Origin of the sequence: Bradyrhizobium australiense (assembly GCF_013114825.1) — a bacterium.
Lineage (GTDB): Bacteria > Pseudomonadota > Alphaproteobacteria > Rhizobiales > Xanthobacteraceae > Bradyrhizobium > Bradyrhizobium australiense.
On record NZ_JAAVLX010000004.1, the window covers coordinates 238,533 to 265,401 of the forward strand.

A 26,869-nucleotide genomic window follows, 5' to 3' on the forward strand; every position below is an offset into this window, starting at 1 on the left:
TCTTTATGAACCGAGATCTTGTGACCGCTGATGCTCAGCGCCGGCGCGCCATGGGACAAATCCTGCTGCTCGCCGCGGCATTGTTGGTGCTGGTGGCCATCAGCGCCGCTTCGGTCGTGCTCGTCAACGAAGCGCGAAAAGCCAATGCTTCCGTGGTTCGCACCGTCGAGGTTGAAAATCACCTCAACGCCTTGCTGCTGGAGATACGGCGGGCCGAAAGCGGCGCCCGGGGTTATCTCTTGACCTCGGGACCGGAGTTTCTCCGCGACCACGATTCTGCCGTGTCCAATATCCTGCCCTATCTCGAAAAGCTGGAGCGATTGACCGGCGACAACGCCGCCCAGGTCGAATACTTAAGGAAGCTGCGGCCGGCGATCGAGACCCGCCTCGGCCAATTCGCCAGAGAGATGAACTTCGTCAAGCAGGGCGATCCCCAGAGTGCCACCGCCGTGGTACGCGAAGCGGCTGCCGGCGATACGAGCACGATCATCCGCGATGTCGCACAGGCAATGCGGGCCGAGGAAGATCGGCTTTTTCTGGCACGCACCGTGACCGCAGACCGCACCCAGCAGCTAGCCTCGCTGGTGACGGTAGCGGGATCGGGCCTCGTGATCGCGCTCGCGGGAATTTCAATTTTTCTGGTGCGACGCTCGTCGCGCGCCCGCGACGAGGCCGAGACGCAATTGCGCGACAGCAATCTCAATCTCGAGACCACCATCGACGAGCGCACCGCCGACCTGCGCGAGGCCAATGACGAAATCCAGCGCTTCGCCTACATCGTCAGCCACGATCTGCGCTCGCCGCTCGTGAACATTATGGGCTTCACCAGCGAGCTGGAGGAATTGCGCGGCGACATCTTCAAACGCATCGCAGCGCTTTCCCGAGTGCAATCCGAAGCGCCGCCCGCCCCGGAAAACGCCACCGACACTGCTGAGCCCGTACTCGAGGGTCCTGACAAGAAGCTCTCGGAGGATTTCTCCGAGGCGCTCAGCTTCATCAAGTCATCGATCGGCAAGATGGACCGGCTGATATCGGCGATCCTTAATCTCACCCGCGAGGGGCGGCGCGAGTTCGAACCGGTCTGGATCGATACCAGGGAGCTGATCGATGGCATCGTGGCGACCGTGGCGCATCAAGCCGCAGAAGCCCAAGCCGAGATCCGGATCGACGCATTGCCGAATATCGTCAGCGATCGCCTTGCGCTGGAGCAGATATTCTCCAATCTGATCGACAATGCGCTCAAATATCTCAAGACCGGCGTCCCCGGCGAAATCACGGTTCGCGGCCGCACCAAGCTCGGCTTTGCGATTTTCGAGATATCTGACAATGGCCGCGGCATCGATCCGAAGGACCATCAACGCATTTTCGATTTATTCCGCCGCGCCGGAACCCAGGACAAGCCGGGACAAGGCATCGGACTTGCCCATGTCCGCGCCTTGGTGCGCCGCCTGGGAGGAACCATGTCGGTTGCGTCGGAACTTCACCAGGGCAGCACATTCACGATCACGCTGCCTATCAATTGGCCAGCGGGTAACCGGAACATACGGACATGAGCAATCCAGTCACCATCATCATGATCGAGGACGACGAGGGCCATGCTCGCCTGATCGAGCGGAATATACGCCGATCCGGTGTCAATAATGAGATAATACCGTTCACCAGCGGTACAGAAGCGCTGAACTACCTGTTCGGCAAGGACGGGACGGGCCTCGACCACAAGGGCGGCGCGCTCCTGATCCTGCTCGATCTCAACTTGCCCGATACGTCCGGCATCGACATTCTGAAGCGGGTCAAGGAAAACCAGTATCTCAAGACCACGCCGGTCGTCGTGCTGACCACGACCGACGACTCCCAGGAGATCAAGCGCTGCTACGAACTCGGTTGCAACGTCTACATCACCAAGCCCGTGAACTACGAAAGCTTCGCCAACGCCATTCGCCAGCTCGGTCTGTTCTTCTCCGTCATTCAGGTCCCTCCGGCCGCCATATGAAACCCGCGACGCCGACACTGCTCTATATCGATGACGACGCCGGGCTGGCCCGGCTGGTCGACCGCGGCCTGACACGGGCCGGCTTCAAGGTCGTACACGCAGCGAGTGGCGAAGAAGGGCTGGCGCGGCTGGCGCAAGGCGGTATCGACGTGATTGCGCTCGACCAGTACATGCCAGGGCTCGACGGCCTCGAAACGCTGGAAAGGATCATGGCGATCGCGGACGCCCCGCCGGTGGTGTTCGTGACCGCCGCGCAGGATTCGGCGATTGCCGTCACGGCTCTAAAGGCCGGTGCCGCCGACTATCTCGTCAAGGATACGCAGGGCGATTTCATTCCGCTGCTTCAGGTCGCAATGGACGGCGCGCTCCGGCAGGCCGAGCTTCAACGGGCCCGCGACGAGGCCGAAGCCGAGGTTCACGCCTCGCGCGACCGCTATGCGGCGCTCGCTGCTGAGCGCGAAGTGCTGCTGCGCGAAGTCAATCACCGTGTCGGCAACTCTTTGCAGATCATTGCCTCGCTCTTGCACCTGCAGGCCAATTCGGCAACCCAGGAGGACGTCAAGGCGGCGCTGACCAGTGCGATGGGCCGCGTCGCCGCCGTCGCGCAGGTGCATCGCCGTCTCTACACCTCGCACGATCTCAAGAGCGTGCTCTTGAACCAGTATCTCGAAGCCCTGCTGGAAGATCTCCGCCGTTCGGCCGAGGGCAACAAGATGTCACGGCTGACGCTCAAGGCCGAACCGATCGAGATCGACCCCGACCGTGCGGTGGCGATCGGCATCATTGTCAACGAACTGGTGATGAACGCCGTCAAATACGCCTATCCGGACGGCGCCGGTCCCATTCACGTCGAGCTCAAGCCCGAAGGCGAAGACCTCGTGGTCGCGATCGCGGACGACGGCGTCGGCCTCAACGCCAAGTCAGACCCGCGCTCCACCGGCATGGGACAACGCATCGTGAGCGCGATGGCCGCCAAGCTGGACGCCAGTGCCGAGCGCGATCCCAACCACCACGGCACCAGAATCGTGCTGCGCTTCCGCCGCGTCCCGGCGGCGCCGCCGCCGAAATCGACCAACGCGGCGGCGAGTTAGGCTAGTACCGTGCCGTCGCCGCTTCGATCGCCCGCGCAGCCGAGACAAGAACGTCCGCCACCTCGATCGCGCGGCGCGGGATCAACCTGTTTCGGATGGCGGAGAGCGTAATCGCGGCGGCGGGCTGACCGTCCGGGGTCCGGATCCAGGCCGAAATCGACTTCGTTCCCTGCACCAGGCCGACGTCGCGCAGATTGTAGCCCCGGCGGCGCGCGAGCTGGATTTGGCCGAGCACCGTGGCCGCATCCGTCCGGTAAGCACCCAACCGCGTTTCGTTGGCGAGCACGATCTTGCGCGCCTCTGCCGACGGCATGGCAGCCAGGATCGCCACCCCAGCGCTGCTGACGCCCAAGGGACGCCGTACACCGACTTCGATCGACAACACCTGGATCGGATAGCTGCCGATGCGGCGCGCGACGCACAAGGTGTCGAGCCCGGTGCGCACCGTCAGAAACAGGGTATCGCCGAGCTGTGCAGACGCCGCCGCGAGATGCGGCTCGGCTGCAATCAACAGTGGCGAGCGCGACGGACGCGCCAGCGCCAGTTCGGGCACCTGGCGGCCGACCACATAATTTCCCGTCCGCTCGCTGCGCTCGACAATCCCTTCCTCGATCAGCACATGCACGATGCGATGGACCGTAGGGCGAGCGAGCGAGGTCGCCTGCACGACTTCAGCCAGAGGTACGCCTCTTTCGCCGCCGACCGCGAGCGTCCGCAGCACGGCTAACGCGCGACGGATCGCCTGCCCACCCTGTAGCGGCCCCTGCGACTTTAACCGACCGTTCGTCATACGCCTTGTCCACTGTCCACAATGTGGACAAAAACACCACAATTTGGTCGACAGCGAAAGGGCCGCGCGCAAGATCGCCGGCGCGGAACAACACATGCGCATGCTGCTGGGACGGGGCTCGCGCAAAACAAGAATGTAGCGGCAGGTGTGCCGCTTTTCGGGAGAATGCGATGAAATTTTTCGCGATCGCAGGCGTCGCGCTGGCGGCACTGTTCACGATAGCGTTGAACACACCGGCAGACGCCCAGCAGTGGCCGGCGCGGCAGGTACGGCTGATCGTGCCATATCCCGCCGGCGGCAATGTCGATAGCGCCGCGCGTGTCATCGCCGACAGGCTGCAGGCGAAGCTCGGCCAGCCTTTCATCGTGGAAAACAAGGCCGGAGCCGGCGGCCTGATCGCCGGCGAGGCGTTCGCGAAAATGCCGCCCGACGGCTACGCCCTGTTCGTCGGCGCAAACGGTCCCGTGCTGTTCGCGCCCGAGATCGCCAAGCGCGAGGCCTATAACTGGAAGCGGGATTTCGTTCCCATCACCTCGATTACGATGACGCCGCTGGTGCTCGAAGTGCACCCGTCGGTGCAGGCGAACGACCTGAAGGAATTCATCGATCTTGCGCGCCGCGATCCGGGCAAGCTGACGATGGCCTCGCCCGGCCAGGGCACCACCAACCATCTGCTCAGCGAACTCATGCAGTCGACGCTGGGCCTGCAATGGCTGACGGTGCATTACCGCGGCAACGCGCCCGCTCTCAACGATCTGATCGGTGGACAGGTACAGTTTGCCCTCGACCAGATTTCGGTCGGATTGCCTTCGATCAAGAGCGGCATGCTGCGTGCGCTGGCCGTCACCGGCAGCCATCGCGCCTCCTGGCTGCCGGATGTCCCGACTTTCACTGAACTCGGCTACAAGGACTTTGACGGCCAGACTTTTACCGGCCTGTTCGCGCCCGCACGCACGCCGGCTGAGATCGTGACCAAGCTCCACGACACCCTCGCGGAGATCCTGAAAGATCCCGCCATCGTCGAGAAGTTCAACGCACTCGGCGCCGAGGCCGTATCGATGACTCCGGCCGAGTTCACGAGCTACCTCGAACGCGAGGACGCCAAGTGGATTCCCATCGTCCGCAAGGCGAACATCAAGGCTGATTGAAGCACATCCCGATGCGGATCGATCCTGCATATCTCGACGCTGAGACGGCGTATCGGCTGATCACCGGGGTCGTGGTGCCCCGCCCGATTGCCTGGGTGACCAGCCTGTCGAGCGGCGGGGTGCTCAACCTCGCCCCGTTCTCTGCGTTCACGTTCGTTTCGCCGAAGCCGCCGATGCTTGCCATCAGCGTCGGCCGCAAGGGTGGAATCTACAAGGATACCGCTCAGAACATCCTCAACAACGAAGAGTATGTCGTTCACATCGCGGACTCCAGCCTGATGACGGCGGTGCACGAGAGCTCCACCGAACACCCGCCCGACGTCAGCGAGGTCGAGGAGTTGCGGCTTTCGACGTTGCCGGGAGAGCGGATCAAGGTCCCTCGTCTCGCGGCCGCGCCGATTGCGATGGAATGCCGCTTCCGCCAGTGCCTCGAATTCGGCGAAACCCGCAGCCGGCTCATCGTCGGCGAAGTGCTGGTCTTCCACATCAGGGATGGCCTTTTGAACAACGGCAAGATCGAAACCGAGGCGCTCGATCCGATCGCCCGCATCGCAGGTCCGCGTTACGCCAAGCTCGGTGAGATCGTCACCTTAAAACCCGTGTTCCAGACTTCGAAAACTGAATCCTGAAGCGGGCCGGTGCCATCGCGCGCCGCGCTGATCCGGAGACCGATCGCATGCATCTTCTGAGCTATCTTGCAAACGGTAAGCCGCGCTTTGGCGCGAGCATCCCAGGCGGGGTCGTCGACCTGACCGAACGAACCGAGTTTACCGACCTGCGGGCGCTGATCGCCGAGGGCGGACTGGATAGCGCGCGTCAGGCGATTGCCGGGCAGAAGCCAGACCATGCACTCGATGATCTCACGCTGCTGCCACCGATCCCGGCTCCGGAAAAGCTCTGGTGCATCGGCGTCAACTACAGGGATCGCAACGCCGAGTACAAGGACAATTCGGACCTGCCGAAATATCCGAGCCTGTTCGTCCGCAATCCCTCCTCTATCGTCGGCTCCGGCCAGCCGATCGAGAAGCCGAAGGTCTCCGAACAGCTCGACTATGAAGGCGAGCTTGTGATCGTGATCGGCAAGCAAGGCCGGCACATCCCGCGCGAGCGCGCATGGGAGCACATCTTCGGCATGACGCTGTGTAACGAGGGCAGCGTTCGCGACTGGCTGCACCACGGCAAGTTCAACGTCACCCAGGGCAAGAATTTCGACCGCTCGGGCAGCATCGGCCCGTGGATCGTCACGTCAGACGAATGCGATCCGCGCGGGCCGCATGATATCATCACCCGCGTCAACGGCGAGGTTCGCCAGAGCGACTCCACCGAGCGGCTGATGTTCCCGTTCGATTACCTGATCGCCTATCTCTCCACCTTTGCCACCTTAAAACCCGGCGACATGATCGCGACCGGTACCCCGACCGGGGCGGGCGCCCGTTTCACGCCGCCGCGCTGGCTCAAGGTCGGCGACATCGTCGAGGTGGAGTCCGGAAAAATCGGCATCCTTCGCAACATCGTGGCGGCGGAGCAATAGCCGATGCTCGATCAACAAACCGTAGAACGACTGGCACAGCGCCTCGATGACGCCGAGCGCAGCAAATCGCTGATCAGAGCATTCACGCGCGAATATCCGGATCTCACGATCGAGGACGCCTACGCCATTCAGCGCGCCTGGACCAAGCTGCAGCTCTCCCGCGGCCGCATCATCAGGGGCCACAAGATCGGCCTGACATCGAAAGCGATGCAGAACGCCGTCGGTATTTCCGAGCCGGACTACGGCGTGCTGTTTGCGGACATGTTCTATCCCGACTCCTCGGCGATCCCGTTCGACCGTTTTCGCGCACCCCGCATCGAGGTCGAACTGGCCTTCGTCCTGAAGACGCCGTTGAAAGGCCCGGATTGCACGCTGTTCGACGTGCTCAACGCCGCCGATTACGTCACGCCGGCGCTCGAAATCCTGGAAACCCGCATGCATCGCGTCGATCCCGAGACGAAGGCGCCGCGCAAGGTGATGGATACGATCTCCGACAATGCCGCGAATGCCGCGCTGGTCGTCGGCGGCCGGCCCATTCGGCCGCTCGACGCGGACCTGCGCTGGATCGGCGCGCTGCTGTTCCGCAACGGCCAGATCGAAGAGACCGGCATCGCCGCCGGCGTGCTCAATCACCCCGCCAACGGCGTAGCCTGGCTCGCCGATCGGTTGGCTGCGCAGGACGAGTATCTCGAAGCCGGCGAAGTAGTGCTGGCGGGATCGTTTACCCGGCCGGTCGAGATCGCCAGGGGCGACACATTTCATGCCGATTACGGGAAGTTCGGATCGGTGTCCTGCCAGTTCGTCTGAACAAGAATCATCCCGGAGGGAGAGCAGCGATGACAAGGCGCAAGAGCATTCACATCGGCGAATTCAAGCACGCCAACCCCATTCCCAACGCCTGCCGCATCGGCAATCTCCTGATGTCCGGCGTCATTCTCGGCCGCGACCCCGCCACCGGCGCGATGCCGGAGCGCATCGAAGACCAATGCGCCAATATGTTCGCGCACATGAAGTCCATCGTGGAGGCCGGCGGCGGCACGACGGATGACATCATCAAGATGACGGTGTGGCTGCAGGACCGCAATCAGCGCGCGCCAGTCAATACCGAATGGCTGAAGATGTTTCCCGACGAGCATTCTCGCCCTGCCCGCCACGCGTTGCAAATGGACATGGAGAACGGCGCGCTCGTGCAATGCGATTTCACCGCCGTGATCGGCTGAGCGCCCTGACAAGGAATCCAAAATGCCGACCTATCTTCCGTTCGATCCGCACCCGCGCCGTCCCTCGAAACTGCCGCCGCCGAAGAGCATCGACAGCCAGTTTCACGTGCTGGGGCCGCTGGAAAAATATCCGGTGCGGCCAGGTGCCGCCTACCAGATGCCGACCGCGACCTGGGAGGCAGCGCTTCGCGTCCACAAGGCGCTCGGCATCGAGCGCGGCATCATCGTGCAGACCACGACCTATGGCGCCGATCATTCGGTGGTGCTCGACGGCCTCGCGGCGATGGGACCGAACTATCGCGGCTGCGCCAACGCGCTGGTGTTTGCGGAAGCCGATGACGCCTATCTCGCCAAGCTGCACGACGCCGGCGTGCGCGGCGCCCGTTTCAGCTTCCGGCAGGAATTGGGCGCGGTGCTCTCGGACAAGGACTTTGCGCGCGCCATCGCACGAATTCGCGAACTCGGCTGGTACGCAAAAATCCAGCCGGAAAAGGACGGTATCGTCTCCAGCGTCGCGCAGTATGAAAACCTCGACGTCCCCGTGCTGATCGACCACATGGCGCGCCCTGATCCGACACGCGGGAAGGACGATCCGAATTTGCAAAAGATGCTGGGGCTGCTGTCGAAGGGCAATTTCTGGGTGATGCTGTCGCTCGGCGAAAAGACCTCGAAAAACGGCCCGCCCTGGGACGACGTCATTCCGATCGCGCGCGCCTATATCGAGGCGGCGCCGGACCGCTGCGTGTGGGCGAGCGACTGGCCGCACCCGGTCTCGGTGGTGCAGCCGCCCAACGACGCCAACCTGCTCGAGCTGCTCTATCGTTACGCGCCCGATGAGGCGGAGATACGGAGAATCCTGGTGACCAACCCGGCCGAACTGTTCGGCTTCAAGGACTAGGGCGTGGCGCTCATGAGCGCTTGGCCCGACACGAGATGGCTTCCGCGTTCGCGGGCAAAGCGGATGTGGCCCGAATTGCTGCTGGCTCGACCCGATCGCGAATGACCCGAAAGAGACGTGCAGCAAAGCTGCCGTAACTCAAACGCCTCCGCGCGAGGAAAAAGGCCGCCAGCTAAGGCGGCCTTCAATCCGGCAGGCCCATTGTGAACAGCTATTGAGGTACCGCCTCAACGGCGTAGGAGCGGAACTTCGCCAGACTGCTGCGGAGCGGCAGGAGGTCTTTGAACGCCGCTGAATCGCGATAAGCTTGGATTTTCTCGACGCTATCCCATTGGATGACAACAACGCGTGGCTTCGGCGGCTCTCCTTCGATTGTCGTGGTTTTACCTCCGGCGGCAAGGAACTTGCCGCCGGCCGCTTTGATCGCGGCTTGAGCCTTCGGCACGTAGTCCTTTACGTAGGCCTCCGTGTTCGAGGGCTCGATTTCAACGACTTGGTATACCGGCGGCCTAGCCTGAGCATGAAGTCTCTCAACCGCGACTGCACCGAGTCCTAAGCCCGCCAGCATCGCCAATGTCACTGAATAGTGAGTATTCATGACGTTTCTCCCTGGTCACTGCGGAAACGATTCGGTCGTGCAGGCTCGCACGACCGTGCGATTGCGAATGCCAAAACGCACCGGCTAAAAAAGACTGTCGGTCTATTTGAAGTGCGACGCCTGCCGACAGCATCGACGCTGCCAATATAAAACGGGGACTTCGGCACGCCCCAGTGACAGCTCGCGGACCAACTCGATGTCCGTTCATTCAGCGTACAACGTCAGCCGGATCGTTGGAAGGGCGGCAGGACGTCGATTGAGGCGCACCAATCAAAGTCGATTTACTAGTATGCACCCCAGGCGCTCCGATCATACCACCTTCAGCCAGGGCAGCACGATCAAGAGCAGACCGGCGAAATAGATCACGCCGAAGATCAGGCCGAGCTTCCAGAACGCGCCCTTCCCGATATAGCCGCTGCCGTAATACATCGGCGCCGGCCCGGTCGCGTAGGGCGAGATCACACCCATTAGACCGAGCGAATAGACGCAGAGCAGCGTCAGCGTCGGAATAGGCAATCCGGGAATGCTGCTGCCGACCGCGAGCACCACGGGCAACACCGCCGCAGCGTGCGAGGTGATGCTTGAAAAGAAATAGTGAACCCAGAAGAAGAACGAGACCAGCAGGATGAGCCCGACCGTCGGGCCCAGCCCAGCGAGCTCCTTGGCATAACCCTCCGCCACCCATTTGATGAAGCCGATTTCGTTGAGACCCGATGACAGCGTCAGCAGCGAGGTGAAATAGAAGAAGACTTCCCACGCGCTCTTTTCGCGCACGATGTCCTCGAACTCGATCACGCCGGTCAGCAGCATCAGCGAGATCACGACGAAGACCACCATCGTCGGGTTAATGAAATTCGAGCCCAGCAGTGGCAGGCTGATGGTCGGATTGGAGCCGCAGATCCACAGGAACATCGCCAGCAGCACGAGGCCAGCCATGATCCATTCGTTGCGCGACAAGGGCCCCATCGTCTTGAGCTCGGTCGAACTCCATTCGACGATCTCAGGGCTTTCCTTCACCTCCGGCCGGCAGACCACGTAGCTTAACAGCGGCACCAGGATCAGCAGGAGGATGCCGAGCGGCGCAAAGCCGATGAACCATTGCGACCAGCTGACCTCGACGCCTGCGATTCTCTTGGCGATCGAGAGCGCGGCGGCATTCGGTGCCAGCGCGGTCAGGAACAGCGAACTCGTCACTGCGGTTGTCGCAAACGCCGTCCACATCACATAGGTACCGATCTTGCCAGCGCTCGGGCCCGGTTCGGAACCATAGATGCGCGGGATGTTACTGACGATCGGATAGATGGTGCCGCCGCTTCGCGCAGTGTTGGATGGCGTCGCCGGCGCCAGCACGAGATCGGAGAAGGCGACCGCATAGCCGAGCCCGATGGTGCGGCGGCCGAGATGGTGCACGAGCAGCAGCGCAAGCCGGCGGCCGAGCCCGCTCTTGCGGTAGCCGATCGAGAACACGAAGGCGCCGACGATCAGCCACACCGTGCTTTCGGAAAAGCCGCCCAGCATCCAGCGCAGCGCCTTGTTCGGATCATGCTCGACATATCCCGACAGACCCGCAAAGGTCAGCCCGATCACCCCGACGGCGCCGACCGGCATCGATTCAAGGATCAGCGCTGCGATCACGGCGGCAAAGATCGCAAAATAGTGCCATTGATTGGCGTTCAGGCCGGCCGGAACCGGCACGAGATAGAGCACCAGCCAGATCAATAGCGGCGTAATCGTCTTCCAGGTGATTTTCACGCGTCCCCTCTTTCATTTCGGCGGAATTCTCTGCTTACCCGCGATCCGGCCGGCGCCGCCGTTTTTTGTTTGAAGCGTAGCATAGGCCCGTGCCGTCCTGCTATTCTCCCGCGCATGACCTCGCGCGAGTCTGCTGCTTCCGAAATCACGCCCGACGTGCTGCTGCGGGCCTATGCCTGCGGTATCTTTCCGATGGCCGAGAGCGCCGGTGATCCGACGCTGTTCTGGGTCGAGCCGGAAATGCGCGGGGTGATTCCGCTCGACGGCTTCCGCATCGCCTCTCGGCTTGCCCGCACCGTACGTTCGGACACTTTCAGCATTACCGTCGATACCGCCTTCAAGGCGGTCATCGCGGGCTGCGCGGCGCCGCAGCTTGGCCGCGATGACACCTGGATTAACAAGCGCATCCGCGATCTCTATCTCGGGCTCCACGAGCTCGGGCACTGCCACAGCGTCGAGGTCTGGCAGCACGGCGACCTGGTCGGCGGCCTCTACGGCGTCAGCCTGGGGCGGGCGTTCTTCGGCGAGAGCATGTTTCACCGCGCCCGCGACGCTTCCAAAGTGGCACTGGTGCATCTGGTGGCGCGGCTGATCGCAGGCGGGTTCGAGCTGCTCGATACGCAATATGTCACCGAACATCTGCGCAGCTTCGGAGCGGTCGAAATTCCAAGGCGCCGCTATCGCGCATTACTTGACAAGGCGATCGCGGGGGAGCCAGCGGATTTCCGCAAATTGTCGGTCAGTCAGCCGGTCAGCGGCGCGCAAGCTCTCGCGATCATCGCCAAACGCAATTGATTTGCGTCCAAGCCTGGTACGCGAAAGCAGCGCCGGGCGATCGAAAGCTACCAAGCATTGTGTCGCCCGCTTCCAATTGGCTCAAACCGGCGGTGGGTTCAATCGCGCAAAGCCTTCTTGGACACGATAGGGATAGTAGGGATAGGAGGGCATCACCGAGCTCGCTTTGTCCAGGAGCGCGACCTGCTCGCCGGTCAATGACCAGCCCACGGCGCCGAGATTGTCGCGCAGCTGCGTTTCGTCGCGCGCGCCGATGATCACGGACGACACGCTTGGGCGGGTGAGTAGCCATGCGATCGCGACCTGCGGCACACTGCGACCGGTCTCGGTCGCGACGGCATCCAGGACATCGACGACGCGATAGAGCCGCTCCTCGTCGACCGGTGGACCGAACTGCGCCGTCTCGCGCAGGCGGCTGCCCGCCGGCAGCGGCTGGCCTCGTCGTATCCTGCCGGTGAGACGCCCCCAACCCAGCGGGCTCCAGACCAGCGCGCCGACGTCCTGATCGAGGGCGAGCGGCATGAGCTCCCACTCATAGTCGCGGCCGACAAGCGAATAGTAGACTTGGTGCGCCACATGGCGCGGCCAGCCGTGACGGTCGGCAATGGCGAGTGACTTCATCAACTGCCAGCCCGAGAAGTTGGAGGCGCCGATATAGCGCAACTTGCCACCACGGACGAGCCCGTCAAGCGTTGACAGCACTTCCTCGATTGGCGTGAAGGCATCGAAGGCGTGGAGCTGCAGCAAGTCAATGTAGTCGGTCCCGAGCCGCCGCAAAGCAGCATCCACCGCCGACACCAGGCGATGTCGCGACGAGCCGGCGTCGAATGGACCGTCACCCGTCGGCAAGCTCGTCTTGGTAGAAACTAGCACCCTGTCGCGGCGGCCTTTGATCGCGGCGCCGAGAATCGCTTCCGACGCGCCGTTCGAATAAACGTCGGCGGTGTCGAACAGGTTGACGCCGGCCTCGAGGCAGATATCGATTAGCCGCCTCGCCTCCTCGGTGCCACTTCGGCCCCAGGCCGAAAATAGCGGCCCCTGTCCGCCGAACGTGCCAGTACCGAAACTGATAACGGGGACCTTCAGGCCCGAGGCACCGAGGTTGCGATATTCCATCGTCGTGCTCCCTTTCGATCCTTTTGCTTTCATTCCGCCGGGCACGCCGCAGCGGAAGGTACCAGCCGGTCCAGATGCATGCTCCATAGCGCCAGCAGGAGTCCCGCCGCGGTGATCGCCGCCGCGACGAGCGGAAGCGCGGCAAGGCCCAAGCCGCGGTCGATCGCAAGCCCGCCGGCCCAGGCGCCGAGCGCGTTGCCAAGATTGAAGGCCGCGATGTTGAGGCTAGATGCGAGCGTGCGCCCCTCCGCGCCGGCAGCTTCGAGCACGCGAAGCTGCAGCGGCGCCACTGTGGCGAAGGCGGCGATGCCGAGCAGGAAGATGAACGCCACGGCGAGACCTTTGATCGACAGCACCGCCGCAAGTGCGACGAGCACTAGCGCAAGCGCGGCAAGCGTGCCGATCAGGGCGCGTCCGAGACCACGGTCGGCGAGCCGCCCACCCGCAACGTTGCCGATCGACAGGCCGATGCCGAACACGAGAAGGATCGGCGAGACCGCCGGTTCAGAGAAGCCGGTCAGCCGCGTCAGGATCGGCTGGACATAGGTAATTACGACGAACAGGCCGGCAAATCCGAACACCGTCATGGCGAGGCCGAGAAGGACCCGCGGACGGCCGACCACCGCCAGCTCCTCGCGCAGCGAAGGGGCTTTCTCATTGCCGCCCACATTGCCGGGAACGAGAACGACCAGCACGGCGAAGGCGACCACCCCGATCGCGGTCACCGCCCAGAATGCGGCGCGCCATCCCAGCATCAGGCCGAACCACGCACCAAAGGGCACGCCGAGCAGAGTCGCCACCGTCAGTCCGATGAACATGGTGGCAATCGCTGAGGCACGCTTGTCCTCAACGACGAGGCTCGTCGCCACCACCGAGCCGACGCCGAAGAACGTGCCATGGGCGAGAGAGGTGAGGATCCGCGCCGCCATCAACAGCCCGTAGTCCGGCGCCAGCGCGCAAGCGGCGTTGCCGAAGGTAAAGATCGCCATCAGAGAAAGCAGCACCGCCTTGCGCGGCATCCGCCGCGTCGCCAGCGTCAGGATCGGCGCACCCGCGAACACGCCGAGCGCATAGCCGGAGATCAGCAGACCTGCCGCGGAGACCGAGACCTGCATGTCGGCGGCGACCTGCAGCAGGAGACCCATGATGATGAATTCTGTGGTGCCGATGCCAAAGGCACCGGCGGTCAGCGCAAGGACGGCGGCAGGCATGCGTTGCTCCGGACAAGGACAGGGTTGCTGCAACGCAAATAGCGGAAGGGCGGCAGAAGAATTAGAGTGCCGGCAGTCCAATCATTTGTGACGTGAAGTCAACATGACCCGACTCGACACCAATCGTTCCGCCGAGATGGAGGTCTTCGTCCGCGTCGTCGACCTCGGCGGGTTCACCGCCGCGGCAAAGAGCTTTCGCCTGACCCCATCCGGCGTCAGCAAGCTGGTATCGCGCCTGGAAGCCCGGCTCGGCACGCGGCTCGTCAACCGGACGACGCGCAAGCTCCAACTGACTGAGGAAGGCCAAGCCTTCTACCAGCGCTCGCTGCGCATCCTCGGCGAGATCGATGAGGCAGAGCGCGAGGCCGGCTCCGGTGCGGCGCCGCGCGGGCATCTGATGGTGAACAGCAATATCCCGTTTGGCATGCGGCACGTCATGCCACTGTTGCCGCGCTTCCTCATCGAGCATCCGGAGATCACGCTCGACATCGCCCTCACCGATACAGTCATCGACCTGATGCAGGAGCGCGCCGACGTAGCCATCCGCGTCGGGCCGCTGGGGGCTTCGCGCCTCGTTGCGCGCAAGCTCGGGACCAGCCGCATGGCGGTGGTAGCCGCGCCGACCTATCTTGCCCGTTTCGGCGCGCCGAATACGCCGGCTGAACTCGCCAGCCATCGCGGCATCGGCTGGACTTTTCCGCGCAGCATTCGCGGCTGGCCATTCCGTCGCGGCGACCGGATCGAGGAGGTGCTGCCGCCGCCGGCCGCGCGCGCCAGCGACGGCGAAGCGGTCCGCCGGCTCGCGCTCGGCGGCGTTGGCTGCGCACGCCTGGCTCTATTCCACATCGGTCCCGACATCGAGGCCGGGCGTCTGGTTCCGATGCTGCAGAACTACAATCCCGGGGATCGCGAAGACATCCATGCGATCTACGTCGGCCACGCCGGGCCGCTGCCGGCGCGCGTGCGCACCTTCATCGATTTCCTCGCAACGCACATCCGGATGGGCGACCCCACCCTAAGGCGCACGGCCGACGGCAAGTGGAAGCTGCACGGCGGATACTAGATGTTTGGGACGAATAGAATGCCCCCGCGCAAGCACGGACGCCCTAATTCCCGAACAATCCGCCAAACAGGCCGCCCGGACGCTGCTGCGGCGGGGGTGGCGGCGGCGCTTGCTGCGGCTGTTGCTGGAATTGCGGCTGCGGCGGCGGTCCCGGCGGGCGCGGCGCCGCCTGCTTCGGCGGCGGCGGACGCTTCGCAGCCGGCGGCGGCGCGGCTGACTTCGCCGGATCAGGCTGCGCGCTGACGATGGTTTGGTCAGGGCCTTTGCAGTCGGTGAGCCAGATGTCGTAGACCGGATGCTCGACGCCGTGCAAACCGGGGCTGGCGGCGAACATCCAGCCTGAGAATATCCGCTTCACCTCGCCCTGCAGTGTGATCTCGTCGACCTCGACGAATGCATCGGTGTTGGCAGCTTCGGTCGACGGTCGGGTGTAGCAGGCACTGGTCTTCACGCGCAGTGCGCCGAACTGCACGGTCTCGCCGATGTCCTCGTCGAAATTGATGATGCGGCCGGTGATCTTGTCGAGACCGGAGAAGCTCGCCTTCTTGTTGGTGATCTTGGTTGCCGGCGGCTCGGACACGACCTCGTCGCCCGGCTGCAGGGTCGCCGGCGAATTGGGCACGCCCTTGGGTTGGGGCTGGGGCTGGCGCTGTCCCGGCGGCGCATTGGCGACGCCCGGACCTCCGGGCTGCGGCGGCTGAACCGCGACGCCCGGCTGCGTCCCCTGCGGAGGGGCGGTGGTGCCGGGCGGCGGCGCCAGCGGCTGCGACTGGAAGCTCCCCGGCGGCGGCGCGCCCTGCCCCGGCGGCGGACGGTTCGGGGTCGGCAGCAGGCGGCCGCGCGGTAGTTCCGGCACTTCCTCGTCGTCATCGGGGAACTGTTGCTGCTGCTGATTGCCGCGGGGAATGGCGCCCGGCGGCCGCAGCGGCGGATCGGAAAAGATATTGCCGATCTGCGCCTGCGCGGGCGGCGCAAGCGTGGTCATGGTGGCGGCAATCAGGGCCGCAAGACCGGTCAGGGCAATGGTTCGAAGCATCTCGCGCGGCTTTAATGGGCGAATCGGGCTCGCGACATAGTACAGACTTATCCGCCGCTCGCGTCCCTCCCGGTTAACACGGTGAATACGGCGGGGAAAGGGCGGTTTGCCGCCTTCCCGCCGCACACGATTGCGGTCTGGCAAGGTGTAAACCGGTTTCCGGATAATCGCCCCGTGATCTCGATGATGGCCCGAATAGCGGAAACCGGTCCTCCGATGGTCGCCCCCTGATCTAGTCACGCCCCGTTTCAGATGAAATAGTCGCTCCCGTCGCGCGGCCACGCGCGAAAACCAGCAAAAGCCGGAATAACCGGACGAGCCAGAGGAAACCTCAAAATATGCCCGATCGAATTCGCCTGGATGGCCGGGTTGCCGTCGTGACCGGCGCGGCCGGCGTCATCGGAACCGCGACCATCCGCCTGCTCGCCGAACGCGGCGCCCGCATCGTCGCGGTCGACCGCAAAGAGCAGGATCTTGCGGCCGCCATCAAGGACCTGCCGGCCTCGGCCGAAGCGCTCGCGGTCACCGCCGACGTCACCCGGGAGGAAGAAGTCGCGGAATACGTCCGCGCCACCGTCGACAGGTTCGGCACGATCGATGCCTTTTACAACAATGCCGGCGTCGAGGGCGACATCAAGCCGATCCCGGAATATTCGCTCGAGAGTTTTCGGCGCGTGCTCGACGTCAACGTGGTCGGCGTCTTTCTCGGCATGAAGCATGTGCTGCCTGTGATGCTGAAGCAGAACAAGGGCAGCATCATCAACACCGCCTCCATCGCCGGCCTGATCGGCTCGCCGATGATCGCCGTCTACAGCGCCAGCAAGCACGCGGTGATCGGTCTTACCAAGAGCGCTGCCTGGGAATGCACCGGCACCGGCGTGCGGGTGAACTGCGTCTGTCCCGGCCTGATCGATAGCCGGATGCTGAGCACGATCCTGCAGGGCCGCAATCCCGGCAACGAGCCGCCGCCGACCGAAAAGATCGTCGACCGGATTCCGGCGCGCCGGCTCGGACAGGCGTCCGAAGTCGCCTCCATCGTGGCGTTCCTCGCCTCCGACGAGGCCAGCTATGTCTCTGGCTCCGCCTACACCGTCGATGGCGGCCGCACGGCTGCCTGACGTCGTTCCGGGGCGATGCGAAGCATCGAACCCGGACCCTCGAAATTATCAGATGTGCAATTGCACATCATAGTTCGCATCTCCGATGCGCCCCGGAATGACAATCTGGAACATGAGGTCTTCGCCACCATGCCCGTCACGCTCGATGCCGATGCCGCCGCCGTCTACAAGGCTTTCCAGGAGGCGGGCCGTCCCGCCTATGAGACGCTGACCGCGCCGGAAGCGCGCGAATATTATCGCGCCGCCCGCGTCGTCAGTAATCCCGAACCGCCCGAACTCGAATCGAACAAGCCGCTTTCGATCCCGGCGCCGCACGGCACGATTCCGGCGCGCATTTACACGCCGAAGACACTGCGCAAGAGCAACGGCCTTGCGGCGTGCCTGGTGTTCTTTCATGGCGGCGGCTGGGTGATCGGCGATCTCGATACCCATGAAGTGGCCTGCCAGAAGCTTGCCCATGAGGGCGAGCTGATCGTGATCTCGGTCGACTACCGGCTGGCGCCGGAGCACAAATTTCCCGCCGCCGCCGACGACGCCATCACCGCGACCAAGTGGATTGCCGCCAATGCCGGCCAGCTCGGCATCGACGCCGCCCACTTGCTGGTCGGCGGCGACAGCGCCGGCGGCAATCTCGCCGCCGTCGTGGCGCTCGCCGCGCGCGACGGCGACGGCCCGAAACTCGCCGGCCAGGTGCTGATCTATCCCGCCACCGACTTTGCGATGAAGCATCCCTCGCACAGCGAACCCGAGACCAGTATTTTGCTGACGCACTCCGTGATCAAATGGTTCTGCAACCATTATCTGAACGGCGCGGCCGACATCGATCATTGGAAAGCCTCGCCCGCGCGCGCAAAAACGCTCGCCGGCTTACCGCCGGCCTATGTGCTGACCGCGGGCGCCGATCCGCTGCGCGACGAGGGCGCCGAATATGCCGCGCGGCTCAAGGAAGCCGGCGTGCCCATGACCTACCGGCATTTCCCGGGCCAGTTCCACGGCTTCTTCACCATGGGCAAGCTGCTGCAGCAGGCCAACGTCGCCGTCAGCGAAATCGCCGGCTGGCTGAAGGCGCTGAAATAATGCACATTGCGCAACGCAATCTGTGAACTCGTGAATTTCTCCTGCGCATATTCGGGGCCGCTGTGATCGAACCAATCCTCCTATTTGGCATACCCGTCGACTTTATCCTGTTCGCGCTGACGCTGCTCGGCGTCGCACTTTTCCATCATCACACGCTGCGCGTCGCACTGACGGGCCTGGCTGTCATCGTGCTCTATAAGCTGGTCTTCACCGGCTTCAAGCACGGTGCGGGTCTCGGCGGCCTTGGCAACCACATGGCGTTTGAATGGGTCACGCTCGCCAATCTGTTCCTGCTGCTGATGGGATTTGCGCTGCTGTCCCGGCATTTCGAGGATAGCCGAATACCGGATGAGATGCCGGCCCTGTTGCCGGACGACTGGAAGGGCGGCGTCGTGCTGCTGGCTCTGGTGTTTGTGATCTCGAGCTTTCTCGACAATATCGCGGCCGCGCTGATCGGCGGCACCGTGGCGCGGCACGTGTTCCGCGGCAAGGTTCACATCGGTTATCTCGCAGCGATCGTCGCGGCCTCCAATGCCGGCGGATCCGGCAGCGTCGTCGGCGACACCACGACAACCATGATGTGGATCGCAGGCGTCAGTCCTGTCGCGGTAGTGGAAGCCTATATCGCGGCCGTGGTCGCGATGCTGATCTTTGCGGTGCCGGCCTCGATCCAGCAGCAGCGCTTCTCGCCGATCCAGAAAAATCCGCCGAGCGGACTGAAGATCGACCGCACGCGCGTGTTCATCGTCGCCGCCATTCTCGTCGCCGCGCTGGCAGCAAATATCATTGCCAACTTGAAATTCCCGGCCGTTCTGGAAACCGTACCCGTTCTTGGCATCGCGGTCTGGGCGGTCATTCTGCTCACCGCAGGCCTGCGCGCGCCGGACTGGAAGGTGATGCCGGAAACCTTCAAGGGCACCGTCTTCCTGCTCGCGCTGGTCACGGCGGCCTCGCTGATGCCGGTCGATCGGCTGCCGGTGGCGTCGTGGCCGACCGCGCTTGGGCTTGGCTTCGTCTCCGCGGTGTTCGACAACATTCCCCTCACCGCGCTCGCCCTCAAGCAAGGCGGCTATGATTGGGGCTATCTCGCCTATGCCGTCGGATTCGGCGGATCGATGATCTGGTTCGGCTCGTCGGCAGGCGTGGCGTTGTCGAACATGTATCCGGAGGCGAAATCCGTCGGACGCTGGGTCAGCCAGGGCTGGCCTGTAGCGGTGGCCTACGTCATCGGCTTCTTCGTGATGCTCGCCGTTCTTGGCTGGCACCCCGACCCGCGGGTTTAGCGGGACTGAAGGTGACGGCCGGCCTCGCGTCGGCCATCATAGATTGGCCGGCCACGGCTGTACCGACTCAGGCCGCAATGTTATCCAAGTTTCCGATTAGCTCTCGCACGCAACAACTCTGCCGGTGATTCGGCAGCAATCCGCGAGGTGATTGCAATGGCATTTTTCAAGCGCGAGCTCGGCCCGATCGAGCGCTTCGAGGTTGCGCTGAAGGACAAGCTGGCGGCGCGGCAGAAGCTGGCCGAGCGGTTGAGCGTCGCCGAATCGGAACTTGCAGAAAAACGTGCCGCTGCCGAACGGCTGGCGGTAGCGGGTGCCGATAATTCCCGGCTCGATCGCGCCGAAGCCAGCATGCGCGCCGTCGAAGACCGCGCCAAGACGCTGCGCGCCGAATTGGTGGAATTTGACGATCAGGTGGCCTCGGCCGAGCGCGCGCTCGCTGATGCCAAGGCCCAGCGCGACCGCGACGCGATAGCTGACCAGATCGAGGCGATGGCTGCGGCGATCGAGCGGGCGGCGCCCGGATTTGAAGCCGGCGCCGCAGCGCTGGTCGAGGCCGTTACAAAAAGCTCGCTGTCGATACCTGAAGCCACCCGGTTCTCGACCAGCGTGGATGCGGTGCGTAGCGAGGTCCGCGCGGCGGCGGACTTGATATGCTGGGAGCTGCGTTCCGCCGCGGTACGCACGCGCGCGGGCAACGCCAACCTCGCCAGCCCCGTGCCATCCCTGTCGGAGCAACCGTCATCGGCAGAGACCGAGCGGCAATTGATGTACACCCTCCACCCCCTGCGTTGGTACGAGGACGGTAAGGTGCGCAAAGTTCCCGCCTTCACACTGGTCGGGCTGCCCAAGGCGCTGCTGCCGGTGGCGCTGCAGCATCAGCACGTCGACCATCTCAACGCCCGCCGCGTGCAGACGTTGATGCATCTTCACGGCAGCGCAGGCAACGGCGAACCGCAGGACGACGATCCGCAGCTCGTCGATCTCGACGCGTTGCTCGCCGAAGAGACGCAGAGCGCGCAAGCCGACGTTGCGTGAGCCCAGTGAACGGTACTTGATCAGTGTGCCCTGTGCGGTTCAGGCCGCGTCGCTCGCGTTCGACCAACCGATAGACGGTATCTGGCCCAGCGATCATTTTGGCGTGGTCGCCGATCTGGAAATCAGTGCCGCTCCTTAAGGAATCGCCCTTCTCAAAGTTCCCCCGGAAATCGGGTGGCCGCCACGCCTCCATCCTGCGATCCCAACGTTCACGAACCAAGCCGTGCCGTTGAATCAAGAAGACGATTGCAGTTGGAGAAGGCCAATGAAATCCGAAAGCGATCTGACGATCCGAAATCCGTTCGGTGTCATGGACGTTCCAAATCCCAACGATGACGACGTGATGCAGTTCGCCCGCATCACGGTGCCGGAAGAATCCGCCGCCGACGAGAATGCAAAGCCGTGGAGCTCTGGAAACGCGAGCTACCAGCACGGCACGATCGATGGTGAATGGTCGAGCCGCTGGAAGGGTGCTGCGGACCCTACCATCCCGGGCGATGCTCCCGATAAATGGAAACAGGGCCGGGGTGAAGCGAGAACCGTGGGAGACCGCGTGTATCTGTTGTTCGACTGGAATTCCGGCGCGCGCCGGGGACTGATCGACGCAAGGCGCGAAGGCCCGCGGCGGCTGGTCGGCAAGTACATCAACCTGAACAACCCGGAGATCACGGTGCCCTGGGTCGGCCTGGTGGTAAGCGATCAGAGAATAGATGGATACTTTGCGCAAGGCCGGGTGGATTTCCGGAGGTAGCGGCCTCCATTTACCTACCCTGCCCGCGCCGCACGGCGCAGCGATTGCGGTGGCTGGCCGAAAGCGCGGATGAAGGCGCGGCGCATCCGCTCGGGGTCGCGGAAGCCGGTGGTTTGCGCGACACGCTCGATTGCCTCGCTGGAGGACTGCACGCGCTGCCGCGCCACTTCGATGCGCAGCCGCTCCACCGCCTTTGACGGCGTGGTGCCGGTCTCGGCCATGAAGGCGCGGGTAAAGTGCCGCGAGCTCATGCCGGCCTGCTCGGCGAGATCTTCGACGGTCAGCGGCGCGTCGAGGTTTTCGCGCGCCCAGGCCAAAAGCGGCCCGAAGCGTCCGTTCGGCGCCTTCAATTCCAGAAGCGAGGAGAATTGCGACTGGCCGCCGCTACGGCGGTGATAGAGCACCAGCTGCTTTGCCGTCTTTTGCGCGATCTCGTCGCCATAGTCTTCCGCGATCATCGCCAGCGACAGGTCGATGCCGGCTGATATCCCGGCCGAGGTCCAGACGTCCCCATCGCGCACGAAGATGCGATCGGGCTCCAGCTTCACCTGCGGATAGGTTTTCAGAAAATGCCGCGTGCGCTGCCAATGCGTGGTGGCGCGGCGGCCGTCGAGCAGGCCGGCCTCGGCGAGCACATAGGCGCCGGAGCAGACGCTGGCGATGCGCACGCCACGTTTGGCAATCGTGCGCACGAAGCCGATCGTCTTTTCACAGGTCGCCGCCTGCCGCACGCCCTCGCCGCCGGCGACGATCAGCGTCGTGATCGCGGATGCCGGTTTCAATCCTCTCGCGACTATCTCGACGCCAGACGACGAGCGCACCGGCCCCGGCGTCACGGCCAGAACCCGGATCGCCGGCGCCCCCTCGGCAAAGCGCGCCGCGATCTCGAACGCCGAAATCGGCCCGGCCGCATCGAGCAACTGGAAATCCGGAAACACGAGAACGGCGATCATGATATTTGCCTGTTTGTCCGATGTCCCGAAATGAGGGAAATACGCCATTTCTGACAAGAAGCGACCATGTCAGGATGGCCTTCGTCAAGCCAAATTTTCCGGAGGTCACGATGTCCGCGCCATCTCAACCATCCACGCCCCTTCAGATCGGTCTCGTGCTGTTTCCGCGCGTCACCCAGCTCGATTTCACCGGTCCCTTGCAGGTGTTCTCCAGCCTCCCGAATGCCGAGGTGCATCTGATCTGGAAAAGGATCGAGCCGGTCACGAGCGATTCCGTGCTGGTGCTGACGCCGACCACGACCTTTGCCGACTGCCCGCAGCTCGACGTGATCTGCGTGCCCGGCGGGTTCGGCACCGACGACATGATCAACGACGAGGAGATGCTGGCTTTCCTGCGCAAGCAGGCCCCGGGCGCGAAATACATTACCTCGGTTTGCACGGGATCGCTGGTGCTCGGCGCCGCCGGCCTGCTCAAAGGTTTTCGCGCGGCTACCCATTGGACGGCGATGGATTTCCTCTCGGCTTTCGGCGCGATCCCGACAAAAACGCGCGTCTGCGTGGACGGCAACCGCGTTACCGGCGGCGGCGTCACCGCGGGCATCGATTTCGCGCTGACGCTGGTCTCGCTGCTGCACGATCAGAAGACGGCGGAGGCGATCCAGCTCCGGCTCGAATACAACCCGGCGCCGCCGTTCAATTCCGGCTCGCCCGATACCGCGCCGCCGGAAGTCCTCGCCTTCATGAAGGACCGGATTGCGCAAGCGCAGTTACGCCGCGGCGAAATGATCGACCGCGCCGCCGCGCGGCTGGGATAGCGTCGTGCCTCTGCATTCGTGTCCCGGACGCGGTGCAGCGTTCTCCCGGCGATGCGAAGCATCGTCCGGTAAGCTGCGCCGCAGAGCCGGGACCTACGTTCATACGGGTCGCGGCTATGCGGTGCATCGTTGCACGCTGCACCGCGTCCGGGATACGTAGCTCCGGTGCTAGGACTGGCGCGAGCACCTCTGCCGTATGGAAGAGAAAAAGGCCGCCTGGTTTCCCAGACGGCCTTTCCTGTCCTACGGCAGCCACGCATTAGCGGGCGATTTCAGAACCTCTGCACCGGGGGCCTATCTCCCGGCCGTGTCCTACTCGGTGGCCGCTGCTCGCCGGGGCAGTCGCGAGCTGGAGCCCGGCACCGACGCGATGGTTTCCCATCTCCGTAAGATGGGTACATTGAGCCGCGATAACGCGGAGAGCACAAGGTGGCTGCGGCGGATGTCCCCGCTGATCCCGTTATCCACAGACCTGGCGCAAGACCAAACAGGACGTCATGACACACGCGCGGATCACTGACTGCCCGCGCAAATTTCACTGCGAGGCTTCCGCGCCTACTCCGGCGCGGGCCAGCTGTCTGAAGATGACGGCGTGCACGATCAGGAACATCGGCACCAATACGGTCGGGATCAGCGACCACGGCAGCATCTGCACCGCTTCCGAACCCGGTCCAGCGTGGATCATCTGCAATGGCGAGCCATTCGCCGAAATGACGCCGAGCGTAATCGCGACCACGAGATCGAGCATGCCGAATGCATTCCAGGCCCAGACCAGCGACTTGCCTTGCCCGCGTAGCGCGAGCCAAGCTACCGGCAACGCCAATGCACCGGTGATGACATCGCCCCAACCCGCCGAGTATGGGAACGGTCCGGCAAGCCGGCCTTCGGCCGCGAGCAGGATGAAGAATCCTCCCGCCACGCGCCAGACGTTGAGGCCGATCAGGAACGGCATCGGCATCCCAAGCAGCGACGCGCGCACCGACGCGGAAATCGAGCCCGCAACGGCAGTCGCCACCAGCGGAAACGCGATGACGGCGCCGATCATCAGCGGCCCCAGCGGACTTGCGCCGCGGAACTGGTTCGCGGCTGCCAGCGCGGCAGCCAGACCGGCCCACAGACCCGCGCCGATCGAAAGAGCGATACGCTGCGATGTGCTGATCGGCATCGCGCCGGTAAGCGCATTGATGCTGACGATGATCGCGGCGACGAGCACGATGGTTCCGATGAAGTCGAGCATGGTATCTCTCCTTTACGTGTAACTACACCTATCGGGATGGACGAAACTTCGGCCGAAGGACCGGATCGTTTCATCCCAGATTTCGAGAACTCAACAGCTTCAGCGCGGCCTGACCATCAGCGCCGAGCAGCTTACCGATTTGCGCCTGCGCCCTCGACCAGAAAGGAAAGCTCCGGCGCACCACGCCCCGCCCCTGCCCGGTGATGCCGATCATGCGGGCGCGGGGGTCGTCACCCGTCTTGATCGAAATCCACTTTTCCTGCTCGAGCAGCGCCAGGTTGCGGGTCAGCGTGGTACGCTCCATGCCGAGAATGCCGGCCAGCTTGCCGATCGGCATTTCGCCTCGCAGCATCAACTGCGACAGGATGGTGAACTGTGTGATCCGAATTCCCGATTCCTGCATATACGAATCGTACAGCCGCGTGATCTTTCGTGCGGCCTGCCGCGATGCCAGACAGAAACAGCCGGCAGCGGCCATGTAGTCAGCGGCATCGGGATCATTCGGTTGCTTCATGAAGATCAGTGTAGCTACACCTATTTTCGCCCGCAAGCGCAACCCGAAGCTGTTCCCTTTAAAATAAACGTGAAGTCAGTTTCCCGGCGTCCAGGGCTGGTAGTCGCCGGTCGCCTTGGGACGGCGGCCGCTTGCGAGCGTGGAGCCGGAGGGGCGGTAGGCCGCGGGCGTGCCGGTCAGGTTCGGCACGTGCGGCTTTTCCCATTCGCGCGGGGTGTACGGCGCTTCGGTCGGCGGCGTATCGACAACGTGGTGCAGCCAGCCATGCCATGACGGCGGCACCCGGCTCGCCTCGGCGTAGCCGTTATAGATCACCCAGCGCCGCTCGAAGCCGAGCGTCGGATCGATCTTGCCGCCCTTAGTGCGGTAGTAGCGGTTGCCCTGCTCGTCCTGGCCGACCAATTCGCCGAACCGCCAGGTCCATAATTGCGTGCCGAACGTCTGGCCGTTCCACCAAGTGAAAAATTTCAGCAGAAACAGCTTCATGAGGACTCGGCCGGTTCGAACTAGGGTGCCGCTCTGATGCCACCGGCGGGACGGATTGTCCAGCCGAAGGCGGACATTTCAGTCCTCCGGAAGGCCGGTTTTGCCACGCTCGATTGGGCCCACGCATGATCGCGGAATCGGCACAATCCGTTCATTCCGCATACAGTTCCGATCCGACAGGCTGAGCTCGCGTGCAATCAGTGCGCGGGCTCTGGAACGTCCGCCCCTTGAACGGGTTAGGGCCTATATCCCCGCAAATGGAGCCTAAAATGATCAGTCTAAAGGTTTTGAGTACCGCGGCAGCGATGGCGCTTGTGTTGCCGATGATCGCGCCAAGCCTCAGCGCCGTTCAGGCGCAGGATAGAGGCGCTGGTGGCGGTGGCGGTGGTGGCGGCGCCAGGGGTGGTGGCGGTGGCGGCGCAGCCGGCGGCGGCGGTGCGGCTATTGGCGGCGGCGGTGGCTTTAGAGGTGGCGGCGGCGGCGCAGCTATCGGTGGCGGCGGTGGCTTTAGAGGTGGCGGCGGCGGCGCAGCTATCGGTGGCAGCGGTGGCTTTAGAGGTGGTGGCGGCATGGCAGGTGGTGGCGGCGGCGTTCGAGCCGGCGGCATGGCGGCCGGCGGTGCTGTTGGTGGTGGTGGTTTTAGAGCCGGTACCGACACAGGATTCCGGACAGCTCCCACCACTGGATTCCGCCCGACTCCCGGCACCGGCGGCACAGCCGTCGTGGGCGGCGGCAGTTACGCCGGCGGCGGCTATTATGGCGGTCACCGCTTTCATCACCGCCATCGTGGCGGCTTCTGGCCGGGCTTCGCGATTGGTGCCGGCATCGGGTCGGCCTATGGCTATTACGACAGTCCTTACTACTACGATGACTCGTACGGATATTACGACGACACCGTGGTCGCCGCGGCGCCCCCCGTCGGGGATGATGCCGTGGCGTATTGCATGAGGCGGTACAAATCCTACGATCCGGCATCGGGAACGTATCTCGGCTATGACGGCCAACGTCACCCCTGCCCGGCGCAATAGTTCGATAGCGTGAGTCTGAAGGGCGGCACATTCCGGTGTGCCGCCCTTTTCGTTCAAGAGATAGGCGCAGCGGCACCACCGCGCCGCCGAGCGTGAACACCAGCGCCGCGATCTCTCGCGGGCCGAGCAGCTCGCGCTGCTGCAAGCACCCCGATGAAGGAACCTGTAAATCGATCGAGGGCGTCGTCGCCGGCAGCCGCTCCAGCGCGGCAAACCAGCACACTTCAGAACCGGATCAGCGCCGTGTGGAGCAGCGAAGCCCAGCCGACAGTGACAGATCAGCGAGCTGCGACTGCTCGATCGCAAGTCACGATCGCGATCGGCAGCCAC

The 26,869-nt window shown here is 63.8% G+C and carries 28 protein-coding genes; 18 read left to right on the top strand and 10 right to left on the bottom strand.

Annotated features, from left to right (window positions below):
* The first annotated feature begins 20 nt into the window (after window positions 1–20).
* From HCN58_RS13110 to HCN58_RS13120, 3 genes are read left to right on the top strand one after another with little or no spacing between them, the layout of a single operon-like run.
* On the top strand, window positions 21–1,553 hold the full coding sequence (locus HCN58_RS13110; RefSeq protein WP_171579789.1) for a sensor histidine kinase: 1,533 nt from the start codon (window positions 21–23) through the stop codon (window positions 1,551–1,553).
* Entirely contained in the window at window positions 1,550–1,990 is a 441-nt protein-coding gene (locus HCN58_RS13115; protein WP_171579790.1) for a response regulator, read from the top strand. Before HCN58_RS13110 ends, HCN58_RS13115 begins: the two co-directional genes overlap by 4 nt.
* Complete coding sequence (locus HCN58_RS13120) at window positions 1,987–3,081, top strand: sensor histidine kinase (RefSeq protein WP_171579791.1); 1,095 nt, start codon at window positions 1,987–1,989, stop codon at window positions 3,079–3,081. Before HCN58_RS13115 ends, HCN58_RS13120 begins: the two co-directional genes overlap by 4 nt.
* A gap of 1 nt (window position 3,082) precedes the next feature.
* On the opposite strand, the gene HCN58_RS13125 is transcribed toward HCN58_RS13120, so the two are convergent.
* Window positions 3,083–3,871 carry an IclR family transcriptional regulator gene (locus HCN58_RS13125; RefSeq protein ID WP_171579792.1) on the bottom strand — a complete coding sequence of 263 codons (789 nt, stop codon included), beginning with the start codon at window positions 3,869–3,871 and terminating at the stop codon, window positions 3,083–3,085.
* Window positions 3,872–4,041: 170 nt separating this feature from the next.
* On the opposite strand from HCN58_RS13125, the gene HCN58_RS13130 reads away from it, so the two are divergent.
* From HCN58_RS13130 to HCN58_RS13155, 6 genes are read left to right on the top strand one after another with little or no spacing between them, the layout of a single operon-like run.
* The gene (locus HCN58_RS13130) at window positions 4,042–5,019 is read left to right on the top strand and encodes a Bug family tripartite tricarboxylate transporter substrate binding protein (RefSeq protein WP_171579793.1); all 978 of its coding nucleotides are present in this window, start codon (window positions 4,042–4,044) and stop codon (window positions 5,017–5,019) included.
* Window positions 5,020–5,030: 11 nt separating this feature from the next.
* Complete coding sequence (locus HCN58_RS13135; RefSeq protein ID WP_171579794.1) at window positions 5,031–5,648, top strand: flavin reductase family protein; 618 nt, start codon at window positions 5,031–5,033, stop codon at window positions 5,646–5,648.
* A 47-nt stretch (window positions 5,649–5,695) separates the two neighbouring features.
* Window positions 5,696–6,550 (top strand): fumarylacetoacetate hydrolase family protein, encoded by an 855-nt coding sequence (locus tag HCN58_RS13140; RefSeq protein WP_171579795.1) that lies wholly within the window; start codon window positions 5,696–5,698, stop codon window positions 6,548–6,550.
* 3 nt (window positions 6,551–6,553) lie between these two features.
* Window positions 6,554–7,357: a 2-oxo-hept-4-ene-1,7-dioate hydratase gene (hpaH, locus tag HCN58_RS13145; protein ID WP_171579796.1), complete on the top strand. Its 804-nt coding sequence runs from the start codon at window positions 6,554–6,556 to the stop codon at window positions 7,355–7,357.
* Window positions 7,358–7,386: 29 nt separating this feature from the next.
* On the top strand, window positions 7,387–7,770 hold the full coding sequence (locus HCN58_RS13150) for a RidA family protein (RefSeq protein WP_171579797.1): 384 nt from the start codon (window positions 7,387–7,389) through the stop codon (window positions 7,768–7,770).
* A gap of 22 nt (window positions 7,771–7,792) precedes the next feature.
* Window positions 7,793–8,668: an amidohydrolase family protein gene (locus HCN58_RS13155; protein WP_171579798.1), complete on the top strand. Its 876-nt coding sequence runs from the start codon at window positions 7,793–7,795 to the stop codon at window positions 8,666–8,668.
* A gap of 211 nt (window positions 8,669–8,879) precedes the next feature.
* On the opposite strand, the gene HCN58_RS13160 is transcribed toward HCN58_RS13155, so the two are convergent.
* Both HCN58_RS13160 and HCN58_RS13165 read right to left on the bottom strand, forming a co-directional pair.
* A complete protein-coding gene (locus tag HCN58_RS13160) occupies window positions 8,880–9,266 on the bottom strand; it encodes a DUF1330 domain-containing protein (RefSeq protein ID WP_171579799.1) in 387 nt (128 codons plus the stop codon).
* A 309-nt stretch (window positions 9,267–9,575) separates the two neighbouring features.
* A complete protein-coding gene (locus tag HCN58_RS13165; protein ID WP_171579800.1) occupies window positions 9,576–11,018 on the bottom strand; it encodes a DASS family sodium-coupled anion symporter in 1,443 nt (480 codons plus the stop codon).
* Window positions 11,019–11,132: 114 nt separating this feature from the next.
* On the opposite strand from HCN58_RS13165, the gene aat reads away from it, so the two are divergent.
* On the top strand, window positions 11,133–11,813 hold the full coding sequence (aat, locus tag HCN58_RS13170) for a leucyl/phenylalanyl-tRNA--protein transferase (RefSeq protein WP_171579801.1): 681 nt from the start codon (window positions 11,133–11,135) through the stop codon (window positions 11,811–11,813).
* 81 nt (window positions 11,814–11,894) lie between these two features.
* Here the strand turns inward: aat and HCN58_RS13175 are convergent, their stop codons facing one another.
* Window positions 11,895–12,929 carry an aldo/keto reductase gene (locus HCN58_RS13175; RefSeq protein ID WP_171579802.1) on the bottom strand — a complete coding sequence of 345 codons (1,035 nt, stop codon included), beginning with the start codon at window positions 12,927–12,929 and terminating at the stop codon, window positions 11,895–11,897.
* 29 nt (window positions 12,930–12,958) lie between these two features.
* Entirely contained in the window at window positions 12,959–14,140 is a 1,182-nt protein-coding gene (locus tag HCN58_RS13180; RefSeq protein ID WP_171579803.1) for an MFS transporter, read from the bottom strand.
* Between the two features lie 103 nt (window positions 14,141–14,243).
* On the opposite strand from HCN58_RS13180, the gene HCN58_RS13185 reads away from it, so the two are divergent.
* A complete protein-coding gene (locus HCN58_RS13185) occupies window positions 14,244–15,203 on the top strand; it encodes a LysR family transcriptional regulator (protein WP_171579804.1) in 960 nt (319 codons plus the stop codon).
* A gap of 43 nt (window positions 15,204–15,246) precedes the next feature.
* Here the strand turns inward: HCN58_RS13185 and HCN58_RS13190 are convergent, their stop codons facing one another.
* The gene (locus HCN58_RS13190; RefSeq protein ID WP_171579805.1) at window positions 15,247–16,239 is read right to left on the bottom strand and encodes a DUF2155 domain-containing protein; all 993 of its coding nucleotides are present in this window, start codon (window positions 16,237–16,239) and stop codon (window positions 15,247–15,249) included.
* A 338-nt stretch (window positions 16,240–16,577) separates the two neighbouring features.
* Between HCN58_RS13190 and HCN58_RS13195 the strand changes: the two genes are divergently transcribed.
* The 5 genes from HCN58_RS13195 (at window position 16,578) to HCN58_RS13215 (ending at window position 21,506) form a co-directional block, all read left to right on the top strand.
* Window positions 16,578–17,357, top strand: coding sequence for an SDR family NAD(P)-dependent oxidoreductase (locus HCN58_RS13195; protein WP_171579806.1), 780 nt, complete (start codon window positions 16,578–16,580; stop codon window positions 17,355–17,357).
* Between the two features lie 129 nt (window positions 17,358–17,486).
* Entirely contained in the window at window positions 17,487–18,434 is a 948-nt protein-coding gene (lipP1, locus tag HCN58_RS13200; protein WP_171580362.1) for a LipP1 family hormone-sensitive lipase, read from the top strand.
* Window positions 18,435–18,496: 62 nt separating this feature from the next.
* Complete coding sequence (locus tag HCN58_RS13205) at window positions 18,497–19,717, top strand: citrate transporter (protein ID WP_171579807.1); 1,221 nt, start codon at window positions 18,497–18,499, stop codon at window positions 19,715–19,717.
* Window positions 19,718–19,873: 156 nt separating this feature from the next.
* On the top strand, window positions 19,874–20,755 hold the full coding sequence (locus HCN58_RS13210) for a hypothetical protein (protein WP_171579808.1): 882 nt from the start codon (window positions 19,874–19,876) through the stop codon (window positions 20,753–20,755).
* A 265-nt stretch (window positions 20,756–21,020) separates the two neighbouring features.
* Window positions 21,021–21,506 (top strand): hypothetical protein, encoded by a 486-nt coding sequence (locus HCN58_RS13215; RefSeq protein WP_171579809.1) that lies wholly within the window; start codon window positions 21,021–21,023, stop codon window positions 21,504–21,506.
* Window positions 21,507–21,520: 14 nt separating this feature from the next.
* Here HCN58_RS13215 and HCN58_RS13220 read toward each other — a convergent pair whose 3' ends face one another.
* A complete protein-coding gene (locus HCN58_RS13220) occupies window positions 21,521–22,459 on the bottom strand; it encodes a GlxA family transcriptional regulator (RefSeq protein ID WP_171579810.1) in 939 nt (312 codons plus the stop codon).
* Window positions 22,460–22,569: 110 nt separating this feature from the next.
* On the opposite strand from HCN58_RS13220, the gene HCN58_RS13225 reads away from it, so the two are divergent.
* Window positions 22,570–23,274, top strand: a complete 705-nt coding sequence (locus HCN58_RS13225) for a DJ-1/PfpI family protein (protein ID WP_171579811.1) — start codon at window positions 22,570–22,572, stop codon at window positions 23,272–23,274.
* 535 nt (window positions 23,275–23,809) lie between these two features.
* Here the strand turns inward: HCN58_RS13225 and HCN58_RS13230 are convergent.
* From HCN58_RS13230 to HCN58_RS13240, 3 genes are all read right to left on the bottom strand, one after another.
* Complete coding sequence (locus HCN58_RS13230) at window positions 23,810–24,511, bottom strand: DUF8737 domain-containing protein (RefSeq protein WP_171579812.1); 702 nt, start codon at window positions 24,509–24,511, stop codon at window positions 23,810–23,812.
* Between the two features lie 70 nt (window positions 24,512–24,581).
* Window positions 24,582–25,025 carry a MarR family winged helix-turn-helix transcriptional regulator gene (locus HCN58_RS13235; protein WP_171579813.1) on the bottom strand — a complete coding sequence of 148 codons (444 nt, stop codon included), beginning with the start codon at window positions 25,023–25,025 and terminating at the stop codon, window positions 24,582–24,584.
* Between the two features lie 75 nt (window positions 25,026–25,100).
* Window positions 25,101–25,511, bottom strand: a complete 411-nt coding sequence (locus HCN58_RS13240; RefSeq protein WP_171579814.1) for an NADH:ubiquinone oxidoreductase subunit NDUFA12 — start codon at window positions 25,509–25,511, stop codon at window positions 25,101–25,103.
* A gap of 269 nt (window positions 25,512–25,780) precedes the next feature.
* Here HCN58_RS13240 and HCN58_RS13245 point away from each other — a divergent pair, with 269 nt between their 5' ends.
* Entirely contained in the window at window positions 25,781–26,539 is a 759-nt protein-coding gene (locus HCN58_RS13245; RefSeq protein WP_171579815.1) for a BA14K family protein, read from the top strand.
* The last annotated feature ends 330 nt before the right edge of the window (window positions 26,540–26,869 follow it).